Annotated in this window: 14 protein-coding genes; all 14 read right to left on the bottom strand. The window is 31.5% G+C overall.

Annotated elements, in window-relative coordinates:
* Positions 1-3: 3 nt before the first annotated feature.
* Positions 4-1,644 (bottom strand): MFS transporter, encoded by a 1,641-nt coding sequence (locus IM744_RS09100; protein WP_194507814.1) that lies wholly within the window; start codon positions 1,642-1,644, stop codon positions 4-6.
* Between the two features lie 39 nt (positions 1,645-1,683).
* A complete protein-coding gene (locus IM744_RS09095) occupies positions 1,684-3,129 on the bottom strand; it encodes a glycoside hydrolase family 30 protein (protein ID WP_241738303.1) in 1,446 nt (481 codons plus the stop codon).
* A gap of 55 nt (positions 3,130-3,184) precedes the next feature.
* A complete protein-coding gene (locus IM744_RS09090; protein ID WP_194507812.1) occupies positions 3,185-4,198 on the bottom strand; it encodes a glycoside hydrolase 5 family protein in 1,014 nt (337 codons plus the stop codon).
* Between the two features lie 12 nt (positions 4,199-4,210).
* Positions 4,211-5,500, bottom strand: coding sequence for a glycosyl hydrolase family 17 protein (locus IM744_RS09085; protein WP_194507811.1), 1,290 nt, complete (start codon positions 5,498-5,500; stop codon positions 4,211-4,213).
* A gap of 16 nt (positions 5,501-5,516) precedes the next feature.
* Positions 5,517-8,975: a hypothetical protein gene (locus tag IM744_RS09080; RefSeq protein WP_194507810.1), complete on the bottom strand. Its 3,459-nt coding sequence runs from the start codon at positions 8,973-8,975 to the stop codon at positions 5,517-5,519.
* Between the two features lie 188 nt (positions 8,976-9,163).
* Positions 9,164-10,852, bottom strand: coding sequence for a glycoside hydrolase family 16 protein (locus IM744_RS09075; protein ID WP_194507809.1), 1,689 nt, complete (start codon positions 10,850-10,852; stop codon positions 9,164-9,166).
* A 13-nt stretch (positions 10,853-10,865) separates the two neighbouring features.
* Positions 10,866-12,950 carry a hypothetical protein gene (locus tag IM744_RS09070; protein ID WP_194507808.1) on the bottom strand — a complete coding sequence of 695 codons (2,085 nt, stop codon included), beginning with the start codon at positions 12,948-12,950 and terminating at the stop codon, positions 10,866-10,868.
* 19 nt (positions 12,951-12,969) lie between these two features.
* Positions 12,970-14,427 carry a RagB/SusD family nutrient uptake outer membrane protein gene (locus tag IM744_RS09065; RefSeq protein ID WP_194507807.1) on the bottom strand — a complete coding sequence of 486 codons (1,458 nt, stop codon included), beginning with the start codon at positions 14,425-14,427 and terminating at the stop codon, positions 12,970-12,972.
* Between the two features lie 10 nt (positions 14,428-14,437).
* A complete protein-coding gene (locus IM744_RS09060; protein ID WP_194507806.1) occupies positions 14,438-17,653 on the bottom strand; it encodes a SusC/RagA family TonB-linked outer membrane protein in 3,216 nt (1,071 codons plus the stop codon).
* Between the two features lie 235 nt (positions 17,654-17,888).
* Positions 17,889-20,723 (bottom strand): helix-turn-helix and ligand-binding sensor domain-containing protein, encoded by a 2,835-nt coding sequence (locus tag IM744_RS09055; protein ID WP_194507805.1) that lies wholly within the window; start codon positions 20,721-20,723, stop codon positions 17,889-17,891.
* 466 nt (positions 20,724-21,189) lie between these two features.
* Positions 21,190-21,612, bottom strand: a complete 423-nt coding sequence (locus IM744_RS09050) for a response regulator (RefSeq protein ID WP_194507804.1) — start codon at positions 21,610-21,612, stop codon at positions 21,190-21,192.
* Between the two features lie 9 nt (positions 21,613-21,621).
* Positions 21,622-23,460 carry a PAS domain S-box protein gene (locus tag IM744_RS09045; protein WP_194507803.1) on the bottom strand — a complete coding sequence of 613 codons (1,839 nt, stop codon included), beginning with the start codon at positions 23,458-23,460 and terminating at the stop codon, positions 21,622-21,624.
* Positions 23,447-23,863 carry a DUF7793 family protein gene (locus IM744_RS09040; RefSeq protein ID WP_194507802.1) on the bottom strand — a complete coding sequence of 139 codons (417 nt, stop codon included), beginning with the start codon at positions 23,861-23,863 and terminating at the stop codon, positions 23,447-23,449. The genes IM744_RS09045 and IM744_RS09040 overlap by 14 nt, the downstream gene beginning before the upstream one ends.
* Positions 23,860-24,288 carry a hypothetical protein gene (locus tag IM744_RS09035; protein ID WP_194507801.1) on the bottom strand — a complete coding sequence of 143 codons (429 nt, stop codon included), beginning with the start codon at positions 24,286-24,288 and terminating at the stop codon, positions 23,860-23,862. The genes IM744_RS09040 and IM744_RS09035 overlap by 4 nt, the downstream gene beginning before the upstream one ends.
* Positions 24,289-24,338 lie beyond the last annotated feature (50 nt).

The raw sequence follows: 24,338 nt of genomic DNA, 5'->3' as shown, positions 1-24,338 counted from the left end.
TTATTATAATTCACCTCGACGTTCAACCAATTCTTCTTTAATTTCTTTAGCTTTTTTTTCATCCAGATCATATTTCCACATCACCCAAATTGCAATAGCTGCTGTAATTGCTGGAATCGCAATATCTGCAATTCGTAATTTCACCATTGATTCCGCTGTTTGAGAGACAGCTCCTTCATCAAAACCAACTAAGGTTAGTATCGCTCCTCCAAGCACTAAAGCTATGGCTTGTCCTAATTTTACCATCCACCAATATATTGCACCAAAAGTACCTTCTTTACGAGGCATACCGTTTTCTAATTCGTCTAAATCACAAACATCTGCAGTCATACTCATCATTAAAGTAAATAAACCTCCTAAACCAAAAGCCATAAGTGGTATAGGCACAAACATTAACCAAGGTCCTCCTTGGCTAGTATCAATACTAAACCATGACATACCAATGCTATCTAAAAAGGGATTAAGTGTCTCAAATATTGAAGCTACAAAACTATTTAATCCTTGACCAAAACTTGTCTCATTAAATTGTGCATTTAGGGTATTATCAAATCCCCACCATTTAAGAATATAACCTATGATAGAAATAACTGTTGAAATAACAAATGCTTTTCGCTTACCCCATTTGTTAGCCATTCTTGAAATGATTGGAATAACCATAAAGGCTGTTATAACTGCTGTTAGAGAAGCAAACCATGCTGGCCAAGTACCAGCTTGTCCGTAGTCTCCATTATAAATATAAAATACAATTATAAAAAAACTGAATGAAGCTACCATTTGAAATCCATTAAATACAAGAAATGTAGCTCCACATAACTTCATAAAAGGTTTATTTTTAGACACTTCTTTTATACCGTCAAATAGTTCTTTAAAACTAGATGATAATGTTTTAAGACTTATTTTTTTTCTGTTTTCCATTTTTCCTGCATCAATTCCTTTGCAGAACAATGCTGGTAAAATTCCAAGTACAATGCAAACTAATCCAACTAATACAGATAGTTTTCTAACTCCATTTGCCTGTAACATTTCATTTGTTGTTTTTTGTAATTCATCTCCAGTAAGCCCCATTTCCCCGATTGTTCTCATTGCTTCTTCACTTAGTGTGAATACCGTAGGATCTGCAATAACTACCCAAAACCAAGGGACCAACATCCAAGCGATTTGTCCGACAATATTTGCAAAGGCCATTAAGCGTGTTCGCTCGTTATAATCGGATGTCATTTCGTATCCTAAACCTACTAAAGGTGTAGCGTACATGGTGTTTCCTATGAGAAATAACAAGGACATCAATAGGAAATACCAAAAATTAAACATGACCGAATTATTTTCACTTAACTGAAATAAAAGTGCAAATAATACACCACTCAAAATAGCACCAATAAAGATATAAGGTCTTCTGCGTCCCCATTTCGATTTTGTATTATCTGAGATAAAACCCATTATTGGATCTGTAAGGGCATCAAAAATTCTAGGTAGTCCTCCTAATAATCCTGCCAAAAAGGGATCCATTCCAAATGCTGTTACCAAAAAGAACATAAAAACTGCCAATGCTCCTGGTAATAAGTTGAGCACTAGATGTCCCGAACCAAAGGCAGATTTTTGTCCTAATGGTACTTTATTTCTAACTCCTGATATCTGTTTTGACATATTTTTTAGTTTTGACTGGTTATTATTTTCAATTACATATTACGCCTTAGGAATAATAATAGTCTGTATTGCTTGTGCGTCAATCTTTAAATTTATATGCTTATTATTAAGCTTTAAACTGAAATTTTTGACAACAGCCTCTTCGTTAAAAACCACGACAGCAATTGAACCATCAGGGTTTTTTGCTGCTGTAACCATTAATGAATCATCTGTTTTTTGAACACCAATTATCATAGCGTTAGGTCTTATATATCTACTGAAATGTGCCATGGTGTAATATATTGGCGTAAAATACACTTCGTCATTATCTGGGTCGACAATAACTGGAGCTACACACCAATTTTCAAACCAGTTTGGACCACCTTGCTTATCTAAGACCATATTCCAATCAATCCAACCATCAACCCAATTGTTAAGACAGCCAATAATATCTCTAGCATATCTATTAACTGGTGCATATTTTGGATGCAAATGTTTATCTTTTTCTGAAGCCCAATCCCAACCCCAATCTGTTGCTTCTTTTTTCCAATACCAAGCATCATCTTGCCATTTTGGAATTTCAGAATCTACGCAACCTTCGGTTTCTATTAAATATTTATTAGGTGCTTTTTTGTGTGCGTATTGTAAATCTTCTGGAAAATAATCATATGTACTCTCATACCAATGTATTGCTGTACCAGCGAAATATTTAGAGGAAGCTTCATCTTTATACATTTCATCTACCCATTCTTTTATACCTGCTCTGTTTTGGTCATACCCAAGAATTTTTACATCTCCTTTTCCATCTGCTTCTAATTTTGGACCTAAATGATTTTGTACAAAATCTGTTTCCTCTTCTGGAGAAAAGTGCATGCTTTCCCAGTTATTTCCATTTCCATGTGGTTCATTAACTGGTGTTAATCCCCAAATATCAATACCTTCAGCTTTGTAAGCATCTAAGTATTTAGAGAAGTATAATGCAAAAGACTCATAATATTCTGGTAGCAATTTTCCGCCGACATAAGCTTTATTATCTTTCATCCAAGGTGGAGATGTCCAAGGTGAAGCCACAATATTAAAACCGTCTTTAGAGACTGCCATCGCATCTTTTATCATTGGTATTAAATCATCGCGATCTTCATCTATTGAGAAATTCTTCAATTCTGTATCTCCTTCATCTGGTGCATATGTATAATTTGTTAGTGAAAAATCACAAGACGCTATGTGAGTTCTTGTTAATGAATAACGAGCGCCTGACTCTCCAAAGTAAGCTTCAATAATTTTATCTTTATTTTCTTTACTCAAACGATTTAGCAACGACGCAGAAGATTCAGTAAAAGACCCACCTATACCTGTAATTTTTTGATACGTTTCCTCTGGTAGTAATTGTATCGTATCTACAGCTTCTTCTAAAGGAAACTCTGTAATTTGTGTCAATTGATTTCCGCTAGCAGAAGTTTCATAGACCTCAACCTTTAACGGTTCTTGTTTTTTTGTACAGCTCATGATTGTGAATACTAAGATTAGACATAAACTATGTTTAGCTATTTTCATATGCTTTCTATTTATTCGTTTTACTTAAATATGTCTCTTTAACAACATTAAAAACTTGTTTCTTATTTCTATCAATATCAACAATTCCCCAATATTCTTCATTTGGTGCTCCATCGTATGGAATCCCTGTACTGTTTGGTGCATAACCACCAATATCTTGAACGCTATTATTCCCTGCTTTCCACCACCCATCTGTAAAAGAAAACAATGTGACACCTAAGCAAACATCTTGATTATCAAAAACTTTTTTTAATATGTTTTTAGCTGCATCTGCTTGTGCTTTTTGGTTTTCGCCTTGTTCATAACCTGCTTTTGTAATTTTCATGTAGCTATCTCCTCCAGTTTCTGACAAATACATTGGTTTAGAACTCATCGCTTCCCATTCTTTGAAAATGGGTTCTGGATCATCCCATCTATAAACATTCATTCCCCAAACATCAATATTTGGACTCATAGAAAGTGCTAAGGCATCTGGCAAATCACCATGTGCTGTTGTTGTCGGGTGACTAGAATCGTTACGATGAATTAAGCCTGCAGCTTCATTCATAATTTCATACCAGTTCTTAATATCGTTATCAAACCATTGTGGATGGTAATTATATTCGTTACCTAATTCCCACATTAGAATAGCACTGTGATTTTTATAGGTATTGACATAGTCGATAAAAGTTCCTGATTTAATATCATAATTCCCCTTTTGGTTGTAACCAAAACCAATAATTACTTTTATTCCTGCCTGGCTAATTTCATCTAAAACATTTACATCATTAATTGGTGCATACACTCTAATGGTATTAATACCAGCTTCTGTCATTAATGCTAAATCTTGAGTTAAGGTAGCAAAGCTCCTTTTATTAGGACTTCCTTTTGGTACAGGATGATAGCAAATCCCTTTGATTACATATGGTGTATTACTTACCAATATTTTATTACTAGAAACAGATACTACATCATTTATTATTTCGCTTTTACAAGACGTAAAAACAAATAGAGTAAGGACTAAGTATGCTAATTTTTTCATATTTGGTATTCTTTATCTTGGATAATATGTATTAGGCACTAAAACATCTTTTAATAAAGCCTCTTTATCACCATTATAAGTTTTGGTTATTGGAACTCCATTTCTGGTTAAGCCTTTAAAAGCACCTTTATCAACTAAATTCCAAAGTGGGTATTTTGCTTCTCCTTTTAAATTGATTAAGCCAAAATGGTTTTCTGAACCTTCTGAGTTTTGAGCGTCTTTCCATTGTTCATCAAAAGCTTCGAAATAAAAACATGAGATGCCTTCTTTACTTGTCCATTCTCTTAATTGTTGGTAATATGATCCTTGTTTGTATTGGTCTGTTGCTCTAGAGCCATTAATTCCGTAGTGACCGTTAGATATACTTGCCCAACCCGTTTCACCAATGTGAATTGTTTTAGTAGAATCTACACTTTTCACATACTCTGAAACATTTTTATATTGTGTTTTAGCAAAGTCCAGTGCACGAAGCATTGCTGCATCAACCTTCTCTAAATCAGATAAATCTTGTTCATTATCTGGTACTTTCCAAAACCCTGGATTGTAATGCGAATTATGGTAAGCATACGTATGCATAGACACATAATCTACAGCCTTGATAATATCTTCTAAATCTTTAACTCTATAACTCGTATCTCCTCCACCCCAGGATGCATAATCATCTGAACATGTAATCCACAAATCTTTAGGTAATTCTCCAGTTTTTTTTAGGTTTTGTAAATGGTTTACCCATTTCAAAATCACGTTTGGTCTAACAAAATAACTAGTAGCCCATCTAATCATTGCTTCGTTTCCTACCGCAACAACTTTTACAATATCTGGATACTTATTTGCTAACGCTACTGCTCTTGCAATCTCACCTTCATTTTGAGCGCTTTCAATTTCGTGATTAGGAGTTTCATTTGTCCAAGCATTTAAACAATCTATCCAAGCACCAAGCATGACATACATTTCAAAATTTGGATCTTCCTTTTTTAATTCACTAATCGCTATTAGAATATTGGAAGCATGAGGTAAATTGGGCTGAACATTATAAGTTCTAATTATTCTAATTCCCATGGCATGCAACAACTTCATATCATTTTTCAATTCAGAAATTGTAGGCTGTACATCTCTACTTTTAGCTCTATAGCCTCCATATGAAATTGCTGGATAATCTGGATTTCCTAATATATCTTTTGCGCTCAAATTTAGTTGTTCTTTTAGAGTTGCTGAATTATTTTCTTTTTTAGATATGTTATTACATGAAACCACAAGTATTAGAGCTAAAATATATACTACAACTATTATACTCTTCTTCATGACTTTTATTACTAATCTATTTTTTTAATTCAACAATTATATGATTAATTTCACCTGTTCTATCAAAGAGTTTATTACTCGTTTCTAGGTCTGTTTTTAATGATTTAAATTCTACTGAAGATTCATTATTAAATACAACACTTATTTGATCTCTATCTGAGATTTTATAAATCACAGGAACTTGACAATACGTAAAACAAAGCGAGTCTTTTTCTAACTCTAACGTCTTAACTTCTTTATTTACATCTGTATATGTGAAGATTTGCGGTTTTGATAGGAATTCATTTCGTCTCAATAATCTTGGATTAAATAGTAAAATTCCGTTTTTAACAAAAACGCCTAATTCACCAAACCTACAAAGCACATCTTCTTTTACTTGTCCTGTCATACCAGGTTGCTGCGCTCCTTTTCCTGCTGGTGTGTGAGAATAAGGATCTGTTGGGAAAGCACCATATAGTTCTGGTGATTTATGTACACCAATCCCTTCATTAATCTCGTAATAGTGCTCTAGTAATCTACCAATAACTTCTTCGCTTTCATTTTGAGCCTGTGCTAATAAACAGTTTTCTTGAACCGCTAAAAGTAGTTTAGAAACCATGTGCCAATAAATTGAGCCTAAACCTTCGTAACCAAAGAATGTTCCTGATCTTCCTGTAAATGATTTATGGTCAAATAGCTCTTCAAAAATAGTCAAGAGTACTTGTCTGTCTTGTTCAATTAAATCGCTATATGTTTCTTCTGGAAGTTGAGTTAATGCTAGTTTTAAACTTTCCGCATTATTAAAATTACCATTAAAATGATATTGACCTGTAACGTCTTTTTCTATAATTTGTGTATTACCATCTGCGATAAGTTGTTGTAATAATTTTGATTTTTCAACAGATGCTGATGGAATATTATTTTTATTAGCAAAGCGAGATAATTCTTTATTTGGGTATAAAATATAACTGTATTGATCCTCTCTAAAAAGTGCACTAGATTTTAGAGCATCTAATAGACTTAACGCTTCTTTTGGCTCTAAATATCCTGAACTCAAGACAGCAACTTGTCCTTCTAACATTTCAGATAAATAGGAAATAGAAACTTCTTTATCATTTTCAACAGTCATTAAATTATAGGCATGATATAAATTATCATCTCTTTTATTTGCTAAAATTGTATGATCTAAGTATTGTTTTAATTGGTTGAAAAAATCTAATAAACCGTCTTTAGAAATGGCTTTTTTATCACTTGTAAAACCAGTTTCATAAATCTTTAATCTATAATCACTTCCTGCTGTACCAAGACCATCTAAAATGGTTTTTCTGTCTGTGTTAGACACTTTACCAGATAATACATTTACATTATCATTTAAGGTTGAAACCACAGCTTCAAAGAATGTTTTTAACTCTATTGAAAGATTGTATTCTGTTTCTGTTGAATTCACAACAATACTTTCAAAGAAATTGATAAAACGTCTTAGATAATACAAGGTGACCATTGAGACACCATTACCAACTAATGCATTGTTAGCATCATTCCATTCTGGTCGTTGTGTGTTTAACCAAATTCCGCCTTCTGGAATAAAATTAGAAACCTTAGCTAAAACTGTAGCTAACAATTTTTCGATTAAATTGACTTTATGAATGAAATAGTTTTCGTCTCTTAATAAAGCACCATCTGCACCTAGTCTATCTTTTACGAGATTAATTTTATCATGTAATTCGTAATCGAAATCAATTGTGTCTTTAGGATTTTTTAAAATATCTTGATAACTCTTAATCTTGTAAGGCACGTTTGCATAAACAAACACATCTTGTGTGAAACTGGTAGATAATTTATTTGGATAATGATTCTCAATAAACTCTAAAAACTTAAGTAAGTATATGATTTGGTGATCTCCCCAATATCCAATGTATGACCAAGGATCATCTTCTTCTATGGCTTCCCAATCAAATCCATCTTTTGTGACTCTATAAGGATTGTAACCTTCAAAAGTAGTCGCGTTAAAAAACTTATGAATCATACCTTCCATAAAGGCAGGATATGAATGTGCTAGTGTTTCCCAGTTTTGAAAAATATCTCTCCAGTTACCTTCGTAATCTAGAATTTTAGAACCATCTACTTCACTACGTGTATTAATAGAAAACTTGTTCCAAGGTCTACTTGGATCTCCATGTCTTCTACTAAACTTTAATGGTAAATATTCGTAGCAAAGTCTTTTAAAATTGCTGTCATCATCTTGATCTGCAATATTTTTAATAAAATCTACATTAAAGATTTCTGGTAAACTGTTTAAAATTGCTTCTTTACTTTTTGAAACTTTTTTATTGGCTTTTGCTATATACTTTACAAAATCTCCTTTTTCAATTTGATAATTATCATCAAAAATACCACCTCTCATAATATTGAAAAGTGTATTTGCAAAATGTCTTGTATTTCTTAATTTGTTATCGCCTAATTGAATTCCGTCAGAAGCTCCTACAAGTTCTAAAAGGTTTTTTGTACCTGCTTCTATATCTTTTTGTACAAGTTCTTCGAGATTAACTTTACTTTTTATTTTTTCTGAAACTCCATTAATAGCACTTATGGTTTGATTGACGTTTGCAACAAACATCCAACTTTTATAACTATTAGGCTCAAGACTTAAATCTTTAGAAATAAAGTAAGCTCCTTTTTCTGCTTTGATGTCTTTTTCTTGATGAATTGTTTTTCCTCTTCGGAAATTTTCAAGTTGCAAAGACGATATTAAATGTGTAGGATTATCTAGTCCTGAAAACCAAACCGTATTCGCTTTTAACGCTTCACTTGGTTCAGCTTTGTCAACTATAATTGCGCTTAAGGCAAAGATACCAATTCCAGAATCTTGTTCTAGTTCACACTTTTTATAAGCATCAATTAAGTTACTTGTTGCATTTTGAAACACAGAAGTTAAACCATAAGGCAAAATGTTTTGAATACCATCAAGAATTGTTACATCAACCTTTTTATCTGTGTTGTTTGTAATTATAGCTTTCCTAACAAAACCAAATTGATTACTAGTGTTCCATTGGTATCTAAAAGAGATCCCTAAATCTTCATTAATTTCTTCAAAAAGAACTTTGTTTCCATAGTTATTTTTATACAAATTTCTTTTTGTTGTATAAACCCCTTGATAGGTATTAGAAAAAGGTTCCCATAAAAAAGTCTTGTCATCTTTATGAACCTGAATAATCGTTTTACTACCTGTTGTTTCTAATGATTCAGTGATTTTGTCATCTGTATAATATGGAAACAATGCATTATTCGCATCTTTTCTACCTGCAGTTAAAGCTCCATTACTAGATATAAACATCCAGTGATTAGAATTACTAACGAGACTCATAAAAAATGGTCTCATTTTATCACTATTAGAAATTTTGTAATAAACTTCATTTTCAAAGTTTACTATGTCTCCTTTAACTTCACTATCATTAAAAGAAGCGGGCTTACTTCCTATGTACACTTGGTTACTCATTTATTTAGATGATTGTTTTGAGTTTAAATTTTGTACTACATTATATACATGTAATTAATACAGTAATAAATTGACAAATAATTAAAACAAATAAATTTAATGTGACTAAATTATTTTTTAAAAAGGTCAAGTAAATAACTCACTCGACCTTTTCAAAAAGACTGATTCAAATAATTATTTTCTATTATTTATTGATATACTCTTACGTAATCGATTTCCATTGTGTCTTCAGTGAAACCAGAATCTATTGTTCCTCCTAATGTTCCTCCCATGGCAATATTCAGAATTAAGAAAAAATCACTTTCAAAAGGTAAATCTGGTGTATTTGCAACCGTATGAATTATGGTGTCACCTACTAGAAATGTGATTGTATCTGGTGTCCATTCCATAGTATAGTTATTAAACTCAGTTGTTGATGTTGTTAACACAACACTAGAACCATCTCCAGCTCCAGGTGAAACTGCAGGATGATGAACAGTAGATAGAACCCTGTTTTTATCCTGTCCTGTTTGTTCCATGATATCCATCTCTCCACATCCAGGCCAAGTGTTAGTTTCGTAATCTGCTCCTAAAGACCAAATAGCTGGCCATGTACCAATTGATGCAGGAAGTTTAGCTCTTACTTCAACTCTTCCATAGGTAAACTCAAATAAATTTTCAGATTTTATTCTTGCAGATGTATAACTACTTCCATCTGCCTTAGCTGTGATTTTTAAGAAACCATCTTCTACAATTACATTTTCCGAAGTATTGGTATAGATTTGTACTTCTTGATTTCCCCATCCATCAGTTCCATTACCAAGATCATAAGTCCAATTAGCAGCATTTGGCGCTCCATTAGTATCAAACTCATCTGACCAAACTAAATTAGTATAGATAGTGTTAAAATCTTCTGACGGTAAAGTTGTTGTGAATTTTTGATACCAAGCTAATACAGGATTAGCGTTATCGTAAAATCTTACGTATAGATAATTATTATCCACTTCTAGAATCTCATAAGAATTAACCCCTGTATAATAACCCATAAAGCCTTCATTGGAAAAGTTCATAACTGTTCCTCTTGGTTCTAGAAAATTTGGATCTGCAACCTGAGACCAATCTGTTGAAGTTGGCGCTAATGAAACTGAACTTTCTCCAGTTGTATCAAATTCAAAACAGGTATCTTCAAATTCTCCAAATGTTTGTCCTACTGCAGAACCACTTGCCCAATTGAAAAATGTTGTACCATTATTATTCTGAATGAATGAAAGATTTTCATCAGCATCTAAAGAAAATGATAATGTGAAATTACAAAAGCAATCTGAGATGCCTTCTCCACATTTACCAAAAGCTGCTGTTGAATCATATTGAGGAAACCAATGTCCATTTAAATTACTATCATCTGCAATATCCTGAGCTAACGTTGGTCCTACACCTAAATGACCGTCTTCATCTAGCTTTGGATACCAAATTTTAGAGTTGCCTTCACCTCCACTTAAAAACACTTTAGCTTCTAAATCATTAAATGAACTAAAAACATCTACTTCAATAGACGCTGTAGTAGAGACACCTCCAGTTCCTACTGCACTTATAACAACAGTGTAAGTATTTAATCCAACTACACTATAGCGATGCGTATTAATCCCTGAAGGAACAGCTGCATTTGTACCATCTCCAAATTGGAAATTATAACTTAATGCATTGTCTGCAGTAGCTGTTAAAGTGACAAAACCGTCACCATCACCATTTGGGTTTTCAGCGTCTACTCCAAGTATTTGTGCAGTAATTACCAAATTTGAAGGTGCAATGATGTCTCCTATTTCTGCCTCATCCTCTTGGCAATTCACAAAAAATACCATTGTAAGAATTAAGGTTGTTATTTTAATTATATTTTTCATATTAATTATATTTCTATTGTTTTACAAGTTTATACTGCCAGAATACTCCTGCTCCAGATTCAACATAAACAGTTATTGTATTAGCATCAACAAATGTAAGGTTGTAAGTAATTGAAGTAGGTACTGCCACATCTGGTAGCTCTCCTTGATTATTTGCTTTAGCAAGTCCTAAGTATGCTCCAATTCCATTTAAAGTGACAGTACCAGCACCTTCATCATATAAATAAGTTGCTGTATTTGATCCATCGTGTGGTGCTACTGGTGTTCCGCAAGCATCTCCACCACCTTGCCATGGTTCTATCCAGCTTTCTGCTCCTAAGTTATTTGAAAAGCTACCATCTGCTCCAAATACGTATGTATCGTCAAAATAACATGCTCTTTCTGCAACACATGGATCATCACAAGGGAACCAGCTAATATCACCAACTGCTGGACCAACTCCAAGCGATCCTGATTCAGATGCCATTAACCAAGTTCCTGCTAAAGGATTAGATATAGCAGATTCTCTTACCATCTTATATTGCCAGAAAACTCCAGCACCAGATTCGATATAAAGGTCAATAGAATTTGCTCCAGTAAATGCTACATTATATGTAACTGAACCAGGTACCGCTACATCTGGTAACTCACCTTGATTATTAGCTTTTGCAAGCCCTAAATAGGCTCCTATCCCATTTAGAGTTACAGTACCTCCAGCTTCATTATAAGTATACGTTGCAGGATTAGATCCATCATGTGGTGCTACAGGAACTCCACAAGCATCTCCTCCACCTTGCCAAGGTTCTATCCAGCTTTCAGCCCCTAAATCATTACTAAACGATCCGTCTGAACCAAATGTGTAAGTATCATCAAAATAACATGCTCTTTCTGTAACACATGCGTCATCACATGGGAACCAACTAATATCACCAACACCTGGACCAACACCTAATGAACCTGCCACTGATGCCATTCTCCATGTTCCTTCTAAACCTTCTGGAGTATTACTTGGTGCTTTATAGAAATAAAAATTATCTATATAAACAACATCAGAAACTCCATCTGAGTCTATTAACAATTGTGTGATTTTATTTTTGTTAGCTAAATCTCCATCGTCAAATCCTGTCATATCGAGTTCTATACTTTGCCAAGAACCTGAGACCGTTGTTCCTAAAGATTGTTCAGCCTCTCCACCATCAACGGTATTAACTATTTTAACTAATAATCCATTTGTAGCACCAGAAGGCACCCAATAATCAATATGCATTTTTTCCATAGTTGAAACATCCTCACCAATATCATAGTTTGTAACCATTCCTAAAAAATCTAGACTTGACAATAACCAAACATTATTACCATCTATAGTAGTTGCACTAAAATTTGTACTAGACCAAACTGTAGGTAATTCGTTTAATGTTACATTTGAATAAACATCACTAAAAATAGAAACAACGTCTCCAGCATCTCTAGAAGGAGGAATTGGAGCATTGCTTAAAGGTGCCAATATTTCTGTAACTTCAAAATCCTCAGTATATGATACTGTTTCTACTGCTGCACTAAATGCTGTTACCGTTATTGTATAAGTTCCAGCTGCATCATACATAAAAGACACAGTATCCTCTATATTTCCCATTATTGGATCAGATCCAGATTGACCAAAATCAACTTCATAAGACAAAGCAAAATCTGCACTTGCAGTAACATTTACTTGTCTAGATATTGCTGTATCATTTTCAATAGTAACCATCAAATTTTCTGGCGCTTGAAATGACACAACTATTTGTTGTGTTACTGTTGTTGATAAACCGTTTAAACCGTTAGCTGTAATAGTGGCTTCATAGGTTCCTTCTTCATAAGTGTGGTTCACACTACTTCCTGGATTTATGTCATCTGAATTATCTGAGCCATCACCAAAACCTATTACATAAGTAGTCACTCCTTCACCTAATGGTGTGATCGTAACTAAACCTGTGTTGTCTTGAGTTACAACTACATTTGCAGAGATATTTGTTGGCGCTTGAATGCTATTAACAAAATCTGTGTTATCATCATCTTGCGCACAGCTATAAACTGCTAATGCTACAAAACAAATACTTAATACATACTTTACTATTTTCATATTTCTCAATTTTTATTTTTTAATACCCTGAATTTTGTTCCCAACGATTTCCTGCTAATTCTATTTCTATTCTAGGAATAGGAAATAAAATATTTTTTGCTGAAAAATTAGGGATAGAATTAGTTTGTCCTGTTCTAACTTGGTCAAAAAAGCGATGACCTTCACCTACCAATTCTAATCGTCTTTCGATAAATATATCTTGAGTTAAATTACTACCTGATGTTTCAATATCTTCAAGACCTGCTCTATCTCTAACTAGATTAACATAATTTCTTGCTTTCACATCATTAAGACCACTTCTATTGAAAGCTTCGGCAGCCATCAATAGTATATCTGAATATCTAATAGCTCTATAATTATTACTATGTGTTAAATTAGAGTCATTTTCATTTGCTTCAGCGTAAGGAATATATTTTTTATTGTAATAACCTGTGTAATCATTTGTATTTCCAAAATTAAATGTAACACCAGGTCTTTCGGCTACAAAAGCTTCCATATTCAATATTGAGGCGTCTCTCCTTTCATCTTCCGCAGAAAAAGAATTATAAATTTCTTCTGTTGGTGGATTAAAAGCAAATCCTGAAGTAAATGGAGCAAAATTACCTCCACTAAATCTTGGTCCCATATATCCAACTGCTATATTACCTTCAACACATTGAAAACAATCAAAACTTGCACCTTCTCCTCCAAAATATTGTACTTCAAAAACTGATTCTTGGTTATTTTCATTAGAGTTTAGAAATATTGTTCCAAAATCTTCAGCCAATTGATACTGACCTGAAATGATTACCTGCTCTAAAGTATTAGCTGCTTCTGGAAATTTATCTTGATATAAATATATTTTTCCCAACAAAGCAAGTGCAGCACCTTTGGTAACTCTTCCATTTTGACCTTGTTGCCATGGAAGATTTTCAATTGCTATTAATAAATCTGCTTCAAGTTGTGCATATACATCTGCTTTAGGCGTTCTATCAATGGTTTGTGAAGCTTCAATAGAAATTCTACCGTCAACATATAATGGTACATCACCAAAGAATTTTACTAATTCAGAATAGTAGTATGATCTCAGGAATAAGTTTTCTGCCAGTAATTGCTCTTTACCATCAAATTCAATATTATCTTGAAATTCAACAATATAATTAGCACGACTAATTCCAGCATACATTTGCTGAAATACACTTCTCAAAGCACCATTATCTGGTGTATGTGTCATATCGTCAATTTGCTGCCAGTCTAAGACATCTGTTGGTGATTCTCCTCCACACAAACTGTTATCTGATGCAATTTCACCTAATATATTATTAAGGTATGTTGTAGATAATAAATCGTAAACTCCTACTAGTGCATCCTCATAATCTGACTTTGAATTGAAATAATTCTCAGTGTTTTCTTGACCTTCTGGTAAGATCTCTAAATAATCTTCACATGACATACATGTTATGATTAATATTATGGCTGTTATTTTTCTAAAATTCATAAGTCTTAAATTAAAATGAAATATTGACACCTGTTGTAAAAGTTCTTGTTTGTGGATATTGTCCTAAATCTACACCAGCTCCTAGAGGGCTAGCATTTGATACATCTGGATTGTATCCTTTATACTTTGTAAACGTATATAAGTTGTTTATTGCAAAATAAATTCTAAAATTATCTAAATTGAGTTTTTCTGAAACATCTTTTGGAAGTGAATAACCCAACTGAACATTCTGTATTCTCAAATAAGAACCATCTTCTACAAAAAATGATGAAAACAAATAATTATTAGATGCTACATTTGAAGCTCTAGGAACTGTATTTGAAGTCCCTTCTCCAGTCCATCTATCTGCATAAAAACTTGGCTTATTACTGTAGGTTAAAAATCTTTCATAACTACGAGCAATATCATTACCTATTGACGCATATAACGATGTACCAAAATCAAATTGTTTGTAATTCACATTCAAATTGAATCCCATAGTGTAATCTGGAATAGGGTTTCCAATAACCGTTTGATCATCACTACTTCCATACTCTATAACACCATCACCATCTACATCTACGTACCTTATATCACCAGGACTTGCATTGGCTTGAAATGGAGCATCTAAATCATCTATAGTTCCATCATTATTTGTATCTGTATTTAATGCATCAATTTCTGCTTGATTTTGATATATCCCATTTGTTTGAAGTCCATAAAACACACCTATAGGCAAACCAGTTTGAAACCTAGAGGTTGTTTGATCTAACCCAAAAAGACCACCTGAAATAAATCCAGCTGCATTATTTACTTTTAGAGTTTTGTTTTTGATACTTGTTAGTGTATAACCAATACTTACATTTAAATTATCATTAAATTCATGTCTATAATTAAGACTTAAATCGATTCCTTTATTTTCAATTGTTCCTGCATTTACAAAAGGTGCTGAACTACCACCTGCAGTAGAACCTAGAATTCCTGAAATTTCAGGTACTAATAATAAATCTTCAGTAGTTTTTTTATAGTAGTCAACCGTTAGGTTTAACTTGTTATCAAACAATCCTAAATCAACACCTATATTTATTTGTTTATTTGTTTCCCATCTTAAATCTGGGTTTGCTAATGCTCCAACTGCATTTCCAAATGATAATTGATCATTAAAAGGATAAGTTGCTTCTCCTGTTGTACCTTGTAAAAGTCCTAACCATCTATAGTTACCTATTTTATCATTCCCTGTAATACCCCAACTTCCTCTAACTTTAAGTTTATTAATGAAATCTGCATTAAAAAAGTCTTCATTAGTTACTAACCAACCTGCAGAAATAGAAGGAAAATTACCAATTCTATTATTAGGTCCAAACTTTGTAGAAGCATCACGTCTAACCATAGCAGAGAAAATATACTTTCCTTCATAATCATATTGCATACGTGCAAAAAATGAATACCAACGATTTTCATTTCTGCCATCGGCTGATGTAACTAAATTTGTTGTTAATTCAGCTTCTCCATTATCATTAACTACAACCTCAATTATAGAATTAGAATTACCTAAATAAGCATTGTCCCATACCTCAGGTCCACTATTTAATGGTCCAGAACCAAAGAACCCTTTATATGTCTCACTTCTAATTGATGTACCTAAAAGAACATTAAAGTTGTGTTTATCATTAAAAGATTTACTATAATCAATAAAATTCTCCCAAGTATAATCAAAAGAATGTTGTGAATTCTCAGCAACAGTGCCATACAAATCTCGCGAACCATCATTATTTCTATCAGTATTGAAAGCTTCTAGATTATTAACATCTAATTGAACATTATTTACAACTTTACCTGCTCCATAATATTGAAGCGGACTAAATGATCTTCCTCCATAATCTGAATAATTAAAATTAAGTCTTGATGTCGCTTTCAAATTATCTAAAACATTATATTCTAATTCAATCTTACCAGTAAATCGATCTGCAAAACCTTCATTAAATGTATTATTTATTTGGGCTAATGGATTAATAATCTCATTACCTTGCTCTTGACCAATATATGCATAACCTCCTGAAATGTTTGATGGTGTAGAATCATCATAAACAGGAGTTAGAGGAGAAGCATTCAATGCATAATACAAAGCAGAACCTCTTCCTCCTTCAGGAATACCTTTACTTCTAATATTAGTATATAATAAAAATGTATTTAACTTTAATTTCTTAGAAATATCTACTCCCAAGTTATTTTTAATCGTCCATCTTTGATAGTTAGATTTATCACTAGCTATTATACCGTCTTGACCAAAATAACTAGCACTAAAACCATAGGTTGTCGTTTCTGAACCTCCTGTAATACTAATATTATGATTAAACATTGCTGCTCGTTCAAACAATTCGTCTTGCCAATCTGTATTATTATCTATATTCTGTAAGTTTGGATAAGGTAAAGGGTTCCCATCTGCTGCTTCAGTTTCATTAACGTATACTGCATATTCGTAATTATTAAAAACATCAATTTTATTATCTGCTTCTTGAACAGTATAATATGTATTGTAGGAGAATTTTGTTTTTCTATTTTTCTTACCAGACTTTGTCGTAATAAGTATAACTCCGTTAGCTCCTTGTACTCCATAAATTGCAGAACTAGCATCTTTAATGATATCCATTTTTTCAATATCATTAGGATCTATGATACTTAAATCACTACCAATGTTAACACCATCAACAATCACTAATGGAGAATTATCACCATTAGTAGTAATACCTCTAATTCTAATATTTAGAGCTGCACCTGGAGAACCTGAATTGGCATTAACTTGAACACCTGCAGCACTTCCTCTTAAGGCTTCTTCAATTCTTGTAGGATTGGTTTCAACGATTTTTTCTGCATCTATACTTGAAAAAGCACCTGTGACTAATTCTTTACGTTGAGAACCATAACCAATTACTACCACTTCATCAAGGGACTCTGTATCTTCAATAAGCATTATTGTTAGATCATCTCCATTTTTCACTACTACTTCTTGATCTTGATAACCTAAATAAGTGAATACCAAAACTGAATTAACTTCAACATTTTTGATTGCGAAATTTCCATCAAAATCAGTAGAGGCTCCTTTAGAAGTGCTCTTTACTAATATATTTACGCCTGGCAAAGGCTGCCCAGAGGCTTGGTCTGTAACTGTTCCCTTTATATCCACTTCTTGCCCAAAGGCTAAACAAGTAAAAACTAGAAACATTAAGGATAAGAGTTTTGTTGTCATATTATATAGTTGTTATATGTCAAATTTAAAACACATCATTACCAATTCAATAAAAAACACCAATACAATAGACGTACATCGTAAAAAATATCTATTATTTTTAAAGAATTCTTAATTTAACTAGATTTAACAAGGTCTTAGAGAAATGTTAAATTAAAAAACTACAACGTTGTAAAACTCAAAAAATGTCATATGTATAGGTAATGTATAGGTAATAAACTAGCTTGTATAGTTATTATAATTCAAGGATGTAATTTGTTAAGCTAGTTTCATGAGATAATTCCATTTTTTTACGTAAACGATAGCGTTTAACTTCTACGCTTTTTGGAGAAATATTTAATAAAGGAGCTATCTCTTTTGAAGATAAATTTAGTCGTAAGTACGCACAAAGTCTTAAATCGTTTGGTGTTAAAGATGCGTGTTTTGATTTTACTTTCTTTAAAAAGTCTTTATCTGCATTATTAAATGCCTCTTCAAAGAATTTCCAATCGTCTGTGTTATTTAATTTTTTATCAATAATCTTAATTATTGGAGCAATACCTTTTGCTTCATTTGCATTTTTAAGTTCTTCTTTTATATTATTAAGAAACTCATTTTTCTTTATAATACTCATTGTAGAAATAGCAAGTTCTCTATTTTTATTATCTATATCTTGCTGTAATTGCTCATTTCTTACAGACATAAGTTCTTGTGAATTCTCTAATTCTTGAACTTCCAACTCACGTTTAGCATTTTCAATAACTTTTAGTTGCTGCTTTTTATAGTGCCTTCTATAATAGTAGTGTAATATTAATAATAGTGTAATAATTGATAATATATATAAAGCAATCGCTAGATTAGACAGTAATAGCGGTCTTTTTATTGTAAAAACATAAGATGCTATGTTATTAGTAATATTATTACCAACTCTACCTCTAACATTAAAGGTATATGATCCAAATGGTAAATTCTCAAAAGTTTGTGAAGAATCATCTGTCCAATCAGACCAATTATCAGACAATCCTATTAATTGATATTGGTATTTATTTTCAACGATTTCTCCATAATTTGCAAAACTGTATTCAAAACTTATATTGTTTTGTTTATTCTTAAAAGTTCTTTCAACTTTTGGATCTAATTTTATTTTTGACTCATCAATTTTGTGTATTTCTATATTATTTATAGCTATTTCAAGATCTTTTTGAGGAAGAGGTACATCTTCATTAATTACTAGATAACCATTTGATCGTCCCACTAAAAACTCGTTATTACTAATTTTAGATATATTTTCAAAACCTGTAACGACATTTTTAATAGAATTTGAAACTGGAAATAATTTCAAACTTGAGATATTACTCATACTACCCGAAGAAACAAATGCAATATTATCATCTGTAAACCTCCACAACATACTATTATCTCCATTAATTTCCATTAATGTGGTCATTTGTTTGAATGGGTAAAACAAACTAGTAAAAGTTGTATCTTGAACAAACTCAAGAGCGTTGTTTTGTTTAAAGACACCTTCCGAAGACACATAAATCAATTCTCCATTATAATCTATAATATTTGATCCAGTACCTTTATATATATGATCTATACGTTTAGTAATGACTCCCTTTTGAAAATTATCATCTAATTTTAGAGTATACAAACCTTTAAGTTCATGATTAATATATAGATTATCATTTGAAAACTCAAAAAACCTAACAGACACATCAATGCCTTCTATTTTATTTCTAAAACTCCAACTACCGTTAATCTTTTCTAAAACACTTAATCCGTTATAATTACCTTGCAAAATAAGGTTATTGTTATTAGGAATACGTTTAAAATCCCAAGTCCCTATACCCTCTGCAATAGTATTTACTACTTTATCATTCTCAATAATCATGGTGCCTTTGTTATGACCACAAAATATTTTATCATCAATATTTCGTAATATCCACACTTGACCATTAGTACCATCCATAAATTTAAACTTACCAGAGTCATTTCTTTTTTTATAAAACAAGCCTTGATTAGTCCCAAGATAAAGCACATCACCTACAGCCAAAGACGTATAAACAGTACCCAATTTACCACTATCATCCTTATATATATGATACGGTGAAGTCATATTAATAAAACTAATCCCATTATCAAGTCCTAACCAAACATTCTCATCAACATCTTGAAAAACAGAAAGCACAGTATTATTTATCAAACCGTTATCCTGATCTATTTTATAATTTATATTTCCTTCGGAAGACATGAAAATAGCTCCACTTGATATCGTACCCAATACAAACGTGCCATCTTTTAATTGTAGACTACTAAAAACGCTCGTCTCTAATAGCATGTCATTTGCTGGAATATCCCATTGTTTTATTTCTTCGGAAGTAAAAACAAAAAATCCATGTTCCTGAGTTTGGATAAGAAATTTATCTAGATACTGAAAAACATTAACTACACTGTTATTTTTTAATATCTCATTATCAGAAATTAGTGATTCTTTTCCGTTAACAATCTTAAATAATCCTAACCCTTTTTTCTGAAAATAGATAGTCCCATTATTCTCAATCATTTTAGATAGCTCAGTTTCAGAATTAATAACATTTACCGATAAATCCAGAGCATTGATAATATATATTCGATTTAATGATTGAAAGATAATCCAATCTTTTAGTGCGATGATATTCCAAAATTGTTCGTCTTCAATTAAATTTAAATCTAGTTTTTGGGATAGAGAAACATATTCTAAAGTTCCTAAAGGGTTACGTTCCCAATACCCAAACTCCATATAACAACCTGTGTAAATACGATTACCTACAGCTTTTACAGATCTTAATACTGTTCTATTTGGAGATTCATACGATTGCCATTTTGCACCGTTATATTCTAGCAACCCTAAATTATTGGCAACATAAATATACTTATCTAAACTTTGAGAGATTGACCAATTTTGGTTCTGCGCACCATAATCTTCTGTAGTAAAATTTTGAATTGGAGGTAACTCTTGAGCTTGAAATGAAAATGTAAATGTAAAACAAATTAATGTTGCTAATAATTTAAATGTTTTAACTTCCGAAGAAAACTTAGCAATTCGCATTTTGTATAGGTATTAATATATAATTTCTGTACAAAATAGCTCTAAAATTATCAATAACAAAACAATCACAAAATTAGTATGAATAAGACTTACCATAAAAACTGTAAACGTTTGGTTTGAATTATATTGTAATACCTAAGTGTATTGTTTAAAAATCACTTTGTATTGTTAACATTTTAAAAAAGAAATTGATGTAATCTATATTGTTCTACCTCTACTCTAAATAAACTATAAGACCTATTTACGTTTTTTATAATTTCGTAAAATTACTCTAGTCCATTTAAAACAAGATATTATTTATTGTTAAGTTTACATAAATGATGTGGTAATTTCGAGTATGAGACAATACTATCTTTCATTCCATAAAACAAGACTTTTGGTATCGCGTTTTATATTGCAATATACTTTACATCAATATGTGTGATAACATTATTTAAAGCGATTAAATATTGATTTTAATTTTGTCTTATGCGGTTTGTGTAATATTAAATTCAGATAACACATTATGAATAGTTTCTTTTGTTAAGGGTTTAACTATATAACCTATGCAAGTTTCTTCTTGTTTAACTTTTTGAACATCTTTAAAATATGTTGATGAAGAAAGCATATAAATTTTTATAGATTTCATTTTTTCTGTCTTCAACTTATTAAATTCTCTAATAAATTTAAACCCACTCATCTCTGGCATATTGATGTCTAAAAAAATGACATCTGGTATGTTGATATTATTAATTCCTGTGTTTTCTTCTAAACCCTTTAAGTATTTAACTGCTGAATTTGCGCTAGTAAAAGCTCTAATGTTTGAAAGAATTTTTGAGTTTTCTATAATTTTCTGATTTATAAACAAATCAATATTGTTATCATCAATTAACATGAAATTTAGTTTCATAAGTAAGGTTTATTTTAGTTGGGGTAAATGAATTTTAAAACATGCGCCATTATTAAAGTCACTATTTACTTTTATATTTCCATCGAAACTTTCAACTATACTCTTAACAATATAGAGTCCCAATCCACTTCCTGAAACATCTTTGTCACAGGACTTATAGTATAAATCAAATATGTTTTTAATACATTGTTTTTTGATTCCAATTCCATTATCAGAAATCACAATCATTAACTCCTCATTTCTATATTTTACAGCAATATCTATGATTGGAGTATGATTTTCTGATGGTTCTTTGGAGTATTTTACTGCATTTTCTATTAAGTTTTGAAATATAGAGTTGATTAATTCTGGTTTTGATTTAAAGGGCTGTTGTACATCAATATCAATTTTAAAGTCAATGAATTTGAAATTTTCATGATCACTAAGGTTTTCTATTACATCATTAGTAGTTTTATGAAAATTTATATACGTGTCTTCATAATTTTTTGCTGAAATCATAGATGCCTCAGATAAATTATTTGATAAAGCCTTACCAGTATTTATAGTCGTACTTAGCATTTCAATTATAACTTCAGCTTGTTCTTTGTTATTTTCTTCTTTTAATAAGTTGACAAGACCTTGTGCTGAAGAAAAGGGAGCTCTTAAATCATGAGCTGAACGATATAAGAACTGTTCTAAATCCTTCCTTTTTTGATTTAATTTAATTTCTAATGATTTACGTTTGGTGATGTCAATCATTAGAGCACAATACATCGTTTCACCATTAACTCTTAAACGATTTAGTGTAAATTCAACAGGGAATTCTTCCCCGTTTTTCCTTAAACATTGTATTTCAATAATATCTGCATCTTGATTTTCTTTTATCTTTCTTATAGCTATTATTAATTCTTTGATGTTTGGTTCTCTATACTTTTTTGAAGTCAAAACCGTAATAGGTCTTCCTAATATTTCAGTTTCAGAATATCCAAATGCTAATTTAGCTCCTTTATTCCATTCACGTATTTTCCCTTTATCGTCTGCAACAACATTAATACCTACATTTAAAGATTTATAAATTGATCTGTATTTAGCCTCCTTGTATTGCAAATCCTCACTCAATCCCTTATAATCTGTGATTTCATGAAAACAAATAGTTGCTGTAACTACTACTCCTAAATTATTAAATACAGGAGAAATTATAGACGAATAAAACGTCTTTCTCTCATTCTCATCAAAATCAAAAAATTCAAATTGCTTTGGGATTTTATCTTTAAAAACAATATCAATATTATTTTTTAAAACTTCATAACAACTAGGATTAATATGGTCGTATACATAAGTACCTATAACATCTACTATTTCAATATTACATATCTTTTTATTTGCATCTAAAATCTTACCATATTTAGTTATTGAAAATATATGTAATGGCATATTTTCTAGAAAAGTCTGGCTCTTATTGTCTCGTTCTAAAAGTTTAACATTCTCATTATAATGTAGAGTGATGTCTTTATATTTGATAACATATGACCAATAATTATCTGTTTTAATTGGCACAATAATGGTGTCTAACGTAATTGATTTTCCACTAGAGGTCTTTGTACTTAATATACCATTCCACTTTTGCCTTGACTTAATAGATTTCCAAAGATTTTTATATACTAATTCTATATGTCTTGGTGACTTTAGAAGCTCTAGTGTTTCACCTAATAGTTCACTTGCATTAGACTCTAAAAGACTACAAAAACTTTCATTTACATATTCTATTCTACCAAATGAATCTACTATAGAAACCATAGAGTTTTCTACTATAACGTCTAACACACTCTCATTGAGTCTGCTTGGTAAATTATATTTAATTGCTTCCATAAAACTCGCCTTTAGTTACATTACAAAATTCCTTAGCATCTATCAATTCATTAAAAACTCCAAATGGTGTAATTGGATCATACAATCGTTTATAAAAACCAATTAGTAATTTCACACCTATTGTATTGATTAGATATGATTCTGAAATTCTTAACTTCACCAAATCAGGGTTTTTAGCGACTAGTTTAGCAGCAGAGATAGAAAAAGTACCTCGAGTTCCTTTTAAATCTATGAGAAATGGCATCGCTTTACCATCACATAAACTGGTAATAGCTTCTATGTATGCCTCTACTCTATCTGTTTCTAATTTTAAACTAGGGTCAGTGTTACTAAATTCGCAATAAAGAATCTCTGTTTCATCTGTCCAAAATATTGCATTATTAAATCCTATCATTTTGCTCATATCAGTTCTTGTTTGCTTACATTATTAAAAACGGTATAATCATTTTCACAATATTTAATTGCCAAATCAAAATCACTGAAAAACTTGTTTGTGACTGCATGAATGCTAACATCATTCTTTAGAGTAAGTAAAAGTTTTAAGTTATTAGATTGAACTAAGAATATCCTGGGCAGAACTAATCTTCTCATTTGAAAACTATTGGATATAAGCCTAAATATTTTTAAGGAGTTTAGAATACTAATGTTTTCTAGATTGAATAATATTGGCATGTAGTTTCCATTAGATACAATAGAAATAGAGTTATAAAATATCTCTTCAATATTTTCCTTTTGATAATTTTTAAAAAATTCTTTTTTGAGCTTGCAGTGAATTATATTTTCATCAACCCAAAACTTAATGCCATCAAATTGAATTACGTTTCTCATAACTATCTATGTTTGGAAAACGTATGACAATTGATGTGCCAAAAGATTAT

This window comes from Psychroserpens luteus, assembly GCF_015319355.1.
GTDB classification, from domain to species: domain Bacteria; phylum Bacteroidota; class Bacteroidia; order Flavobacteriales; family Flavobacteriaceae; genus Psychroserpens; species Psychroserpens luteus.
Note: the sequence above shows the minus strand (reverse complement) of the source record. Positions and strands in the feature narration are given on the sequence as shown.

What these genes read in the sequence shown, in the direction of transcription:
- IM744_RS09100 (WP_194507814.1), bottom strand. Translation starts at nt 1,644, where the DNA reads ATGTCAAAACAGATATCAGGAGTTAGAAATAAAGTACCATTAGGACAA.
- IM744_RS09060 (WP_194507806.1), bottom strand. Translation starts at nt 17,653, where the DNA reads ATGACAACAAAACTCTTATCCTTAATGTTTCTAGTTTTTACTTGTTTA.
- IM744_RS09040 (WP_194507802.1), bottom strand. Translation starts at nt 23,863, where the DNA reads ATGAGCAAAATGATAGGATTTAATAATGCAATATTTTGGACAGATGAA.
- IM744_RS09070 (WP_194507808.1), bottom strand. Translation starts at nt 12,950, where the DNA reads ATGAAAATAGTAAAGTATGTATTAAGTATTTGTTTTGTAGCATTAGCA.
- IM744_RS09035 (WP_194507801.1), bottom strand. Translation starts at nt 24,288, where the DNA reads ATGAGAAACGTAATTCAATTTGATGGCATTAAGTTTTGGGTTGATGAA.
- IM744_RS09075 (WP_194507809.1), bottom strand. Translation starts at nt 10,852, where the DNA reads ATGAAAAATATAATTAAAATAACAACCTTAATTCTTACAATGGTATTT.
- IM744_RS09085 (WP_194507811.1), bottom strand. Translation starts at nt 5,500, where the DNA reads ATGAAGAAGAGTATAATAGTTGTAGTATATATTTTAGCTCTAATACTT.
- IM744_RS09055 (WP_194507805.1), bottom strand. Translation starts at nt 20,723, where the DNA reads ATGCGAATTGCTAAGTTTTCTTCGGAAGTTAAAACATTTAAATTATTA.
- IM744_RS09065 (WP_194507807.1), bottom strand. Translation starts at nt 14,427, where the DNA reads ATGAATTTTAGAAAAATAACAGCCATAATATTAATCATAACATGTATG.
- IM744_RS09090 (WP_194507812.1), bottom strand. Translation starts at nt 4,198, where the DNA reads ATGAAAAAATTAGCATACTTAGTCCTTACTCTATTTGTTTTTACGTCT.
- IM744_RS09050 (WP_194507804.1), bottom strand. Translation starts at nt 21,612, where the DNA reads ATGAAACTAAATTTCATGTTAATTGATGATAACAATATTGATTTGTTT.
- IM744_RS09095 (WP_241738303.1), bottom strand. Translation starts at nt 3,129, where the DNA reads ATGAGCTGTACAAAAAAACAAGAACCGTTAAAGGTTGAGGTCTATGAA.
- IM744_RS09080 (WP_194507810.1), bottom strand. Translation starts at nt 8,975, where the DNA reads ATGAGTAACCAAGTGTACATAGGAAGTAAGCCCGCTTCTTTTAATGAT.
- IM744_RS09045 (WP_194507803.1), bottom strand. Translation starts at nt 23,460, where the DNA reads ATGGAAGCAATTAAATATAATTTACCAAGCAGACTCAATGAGAGTGTG.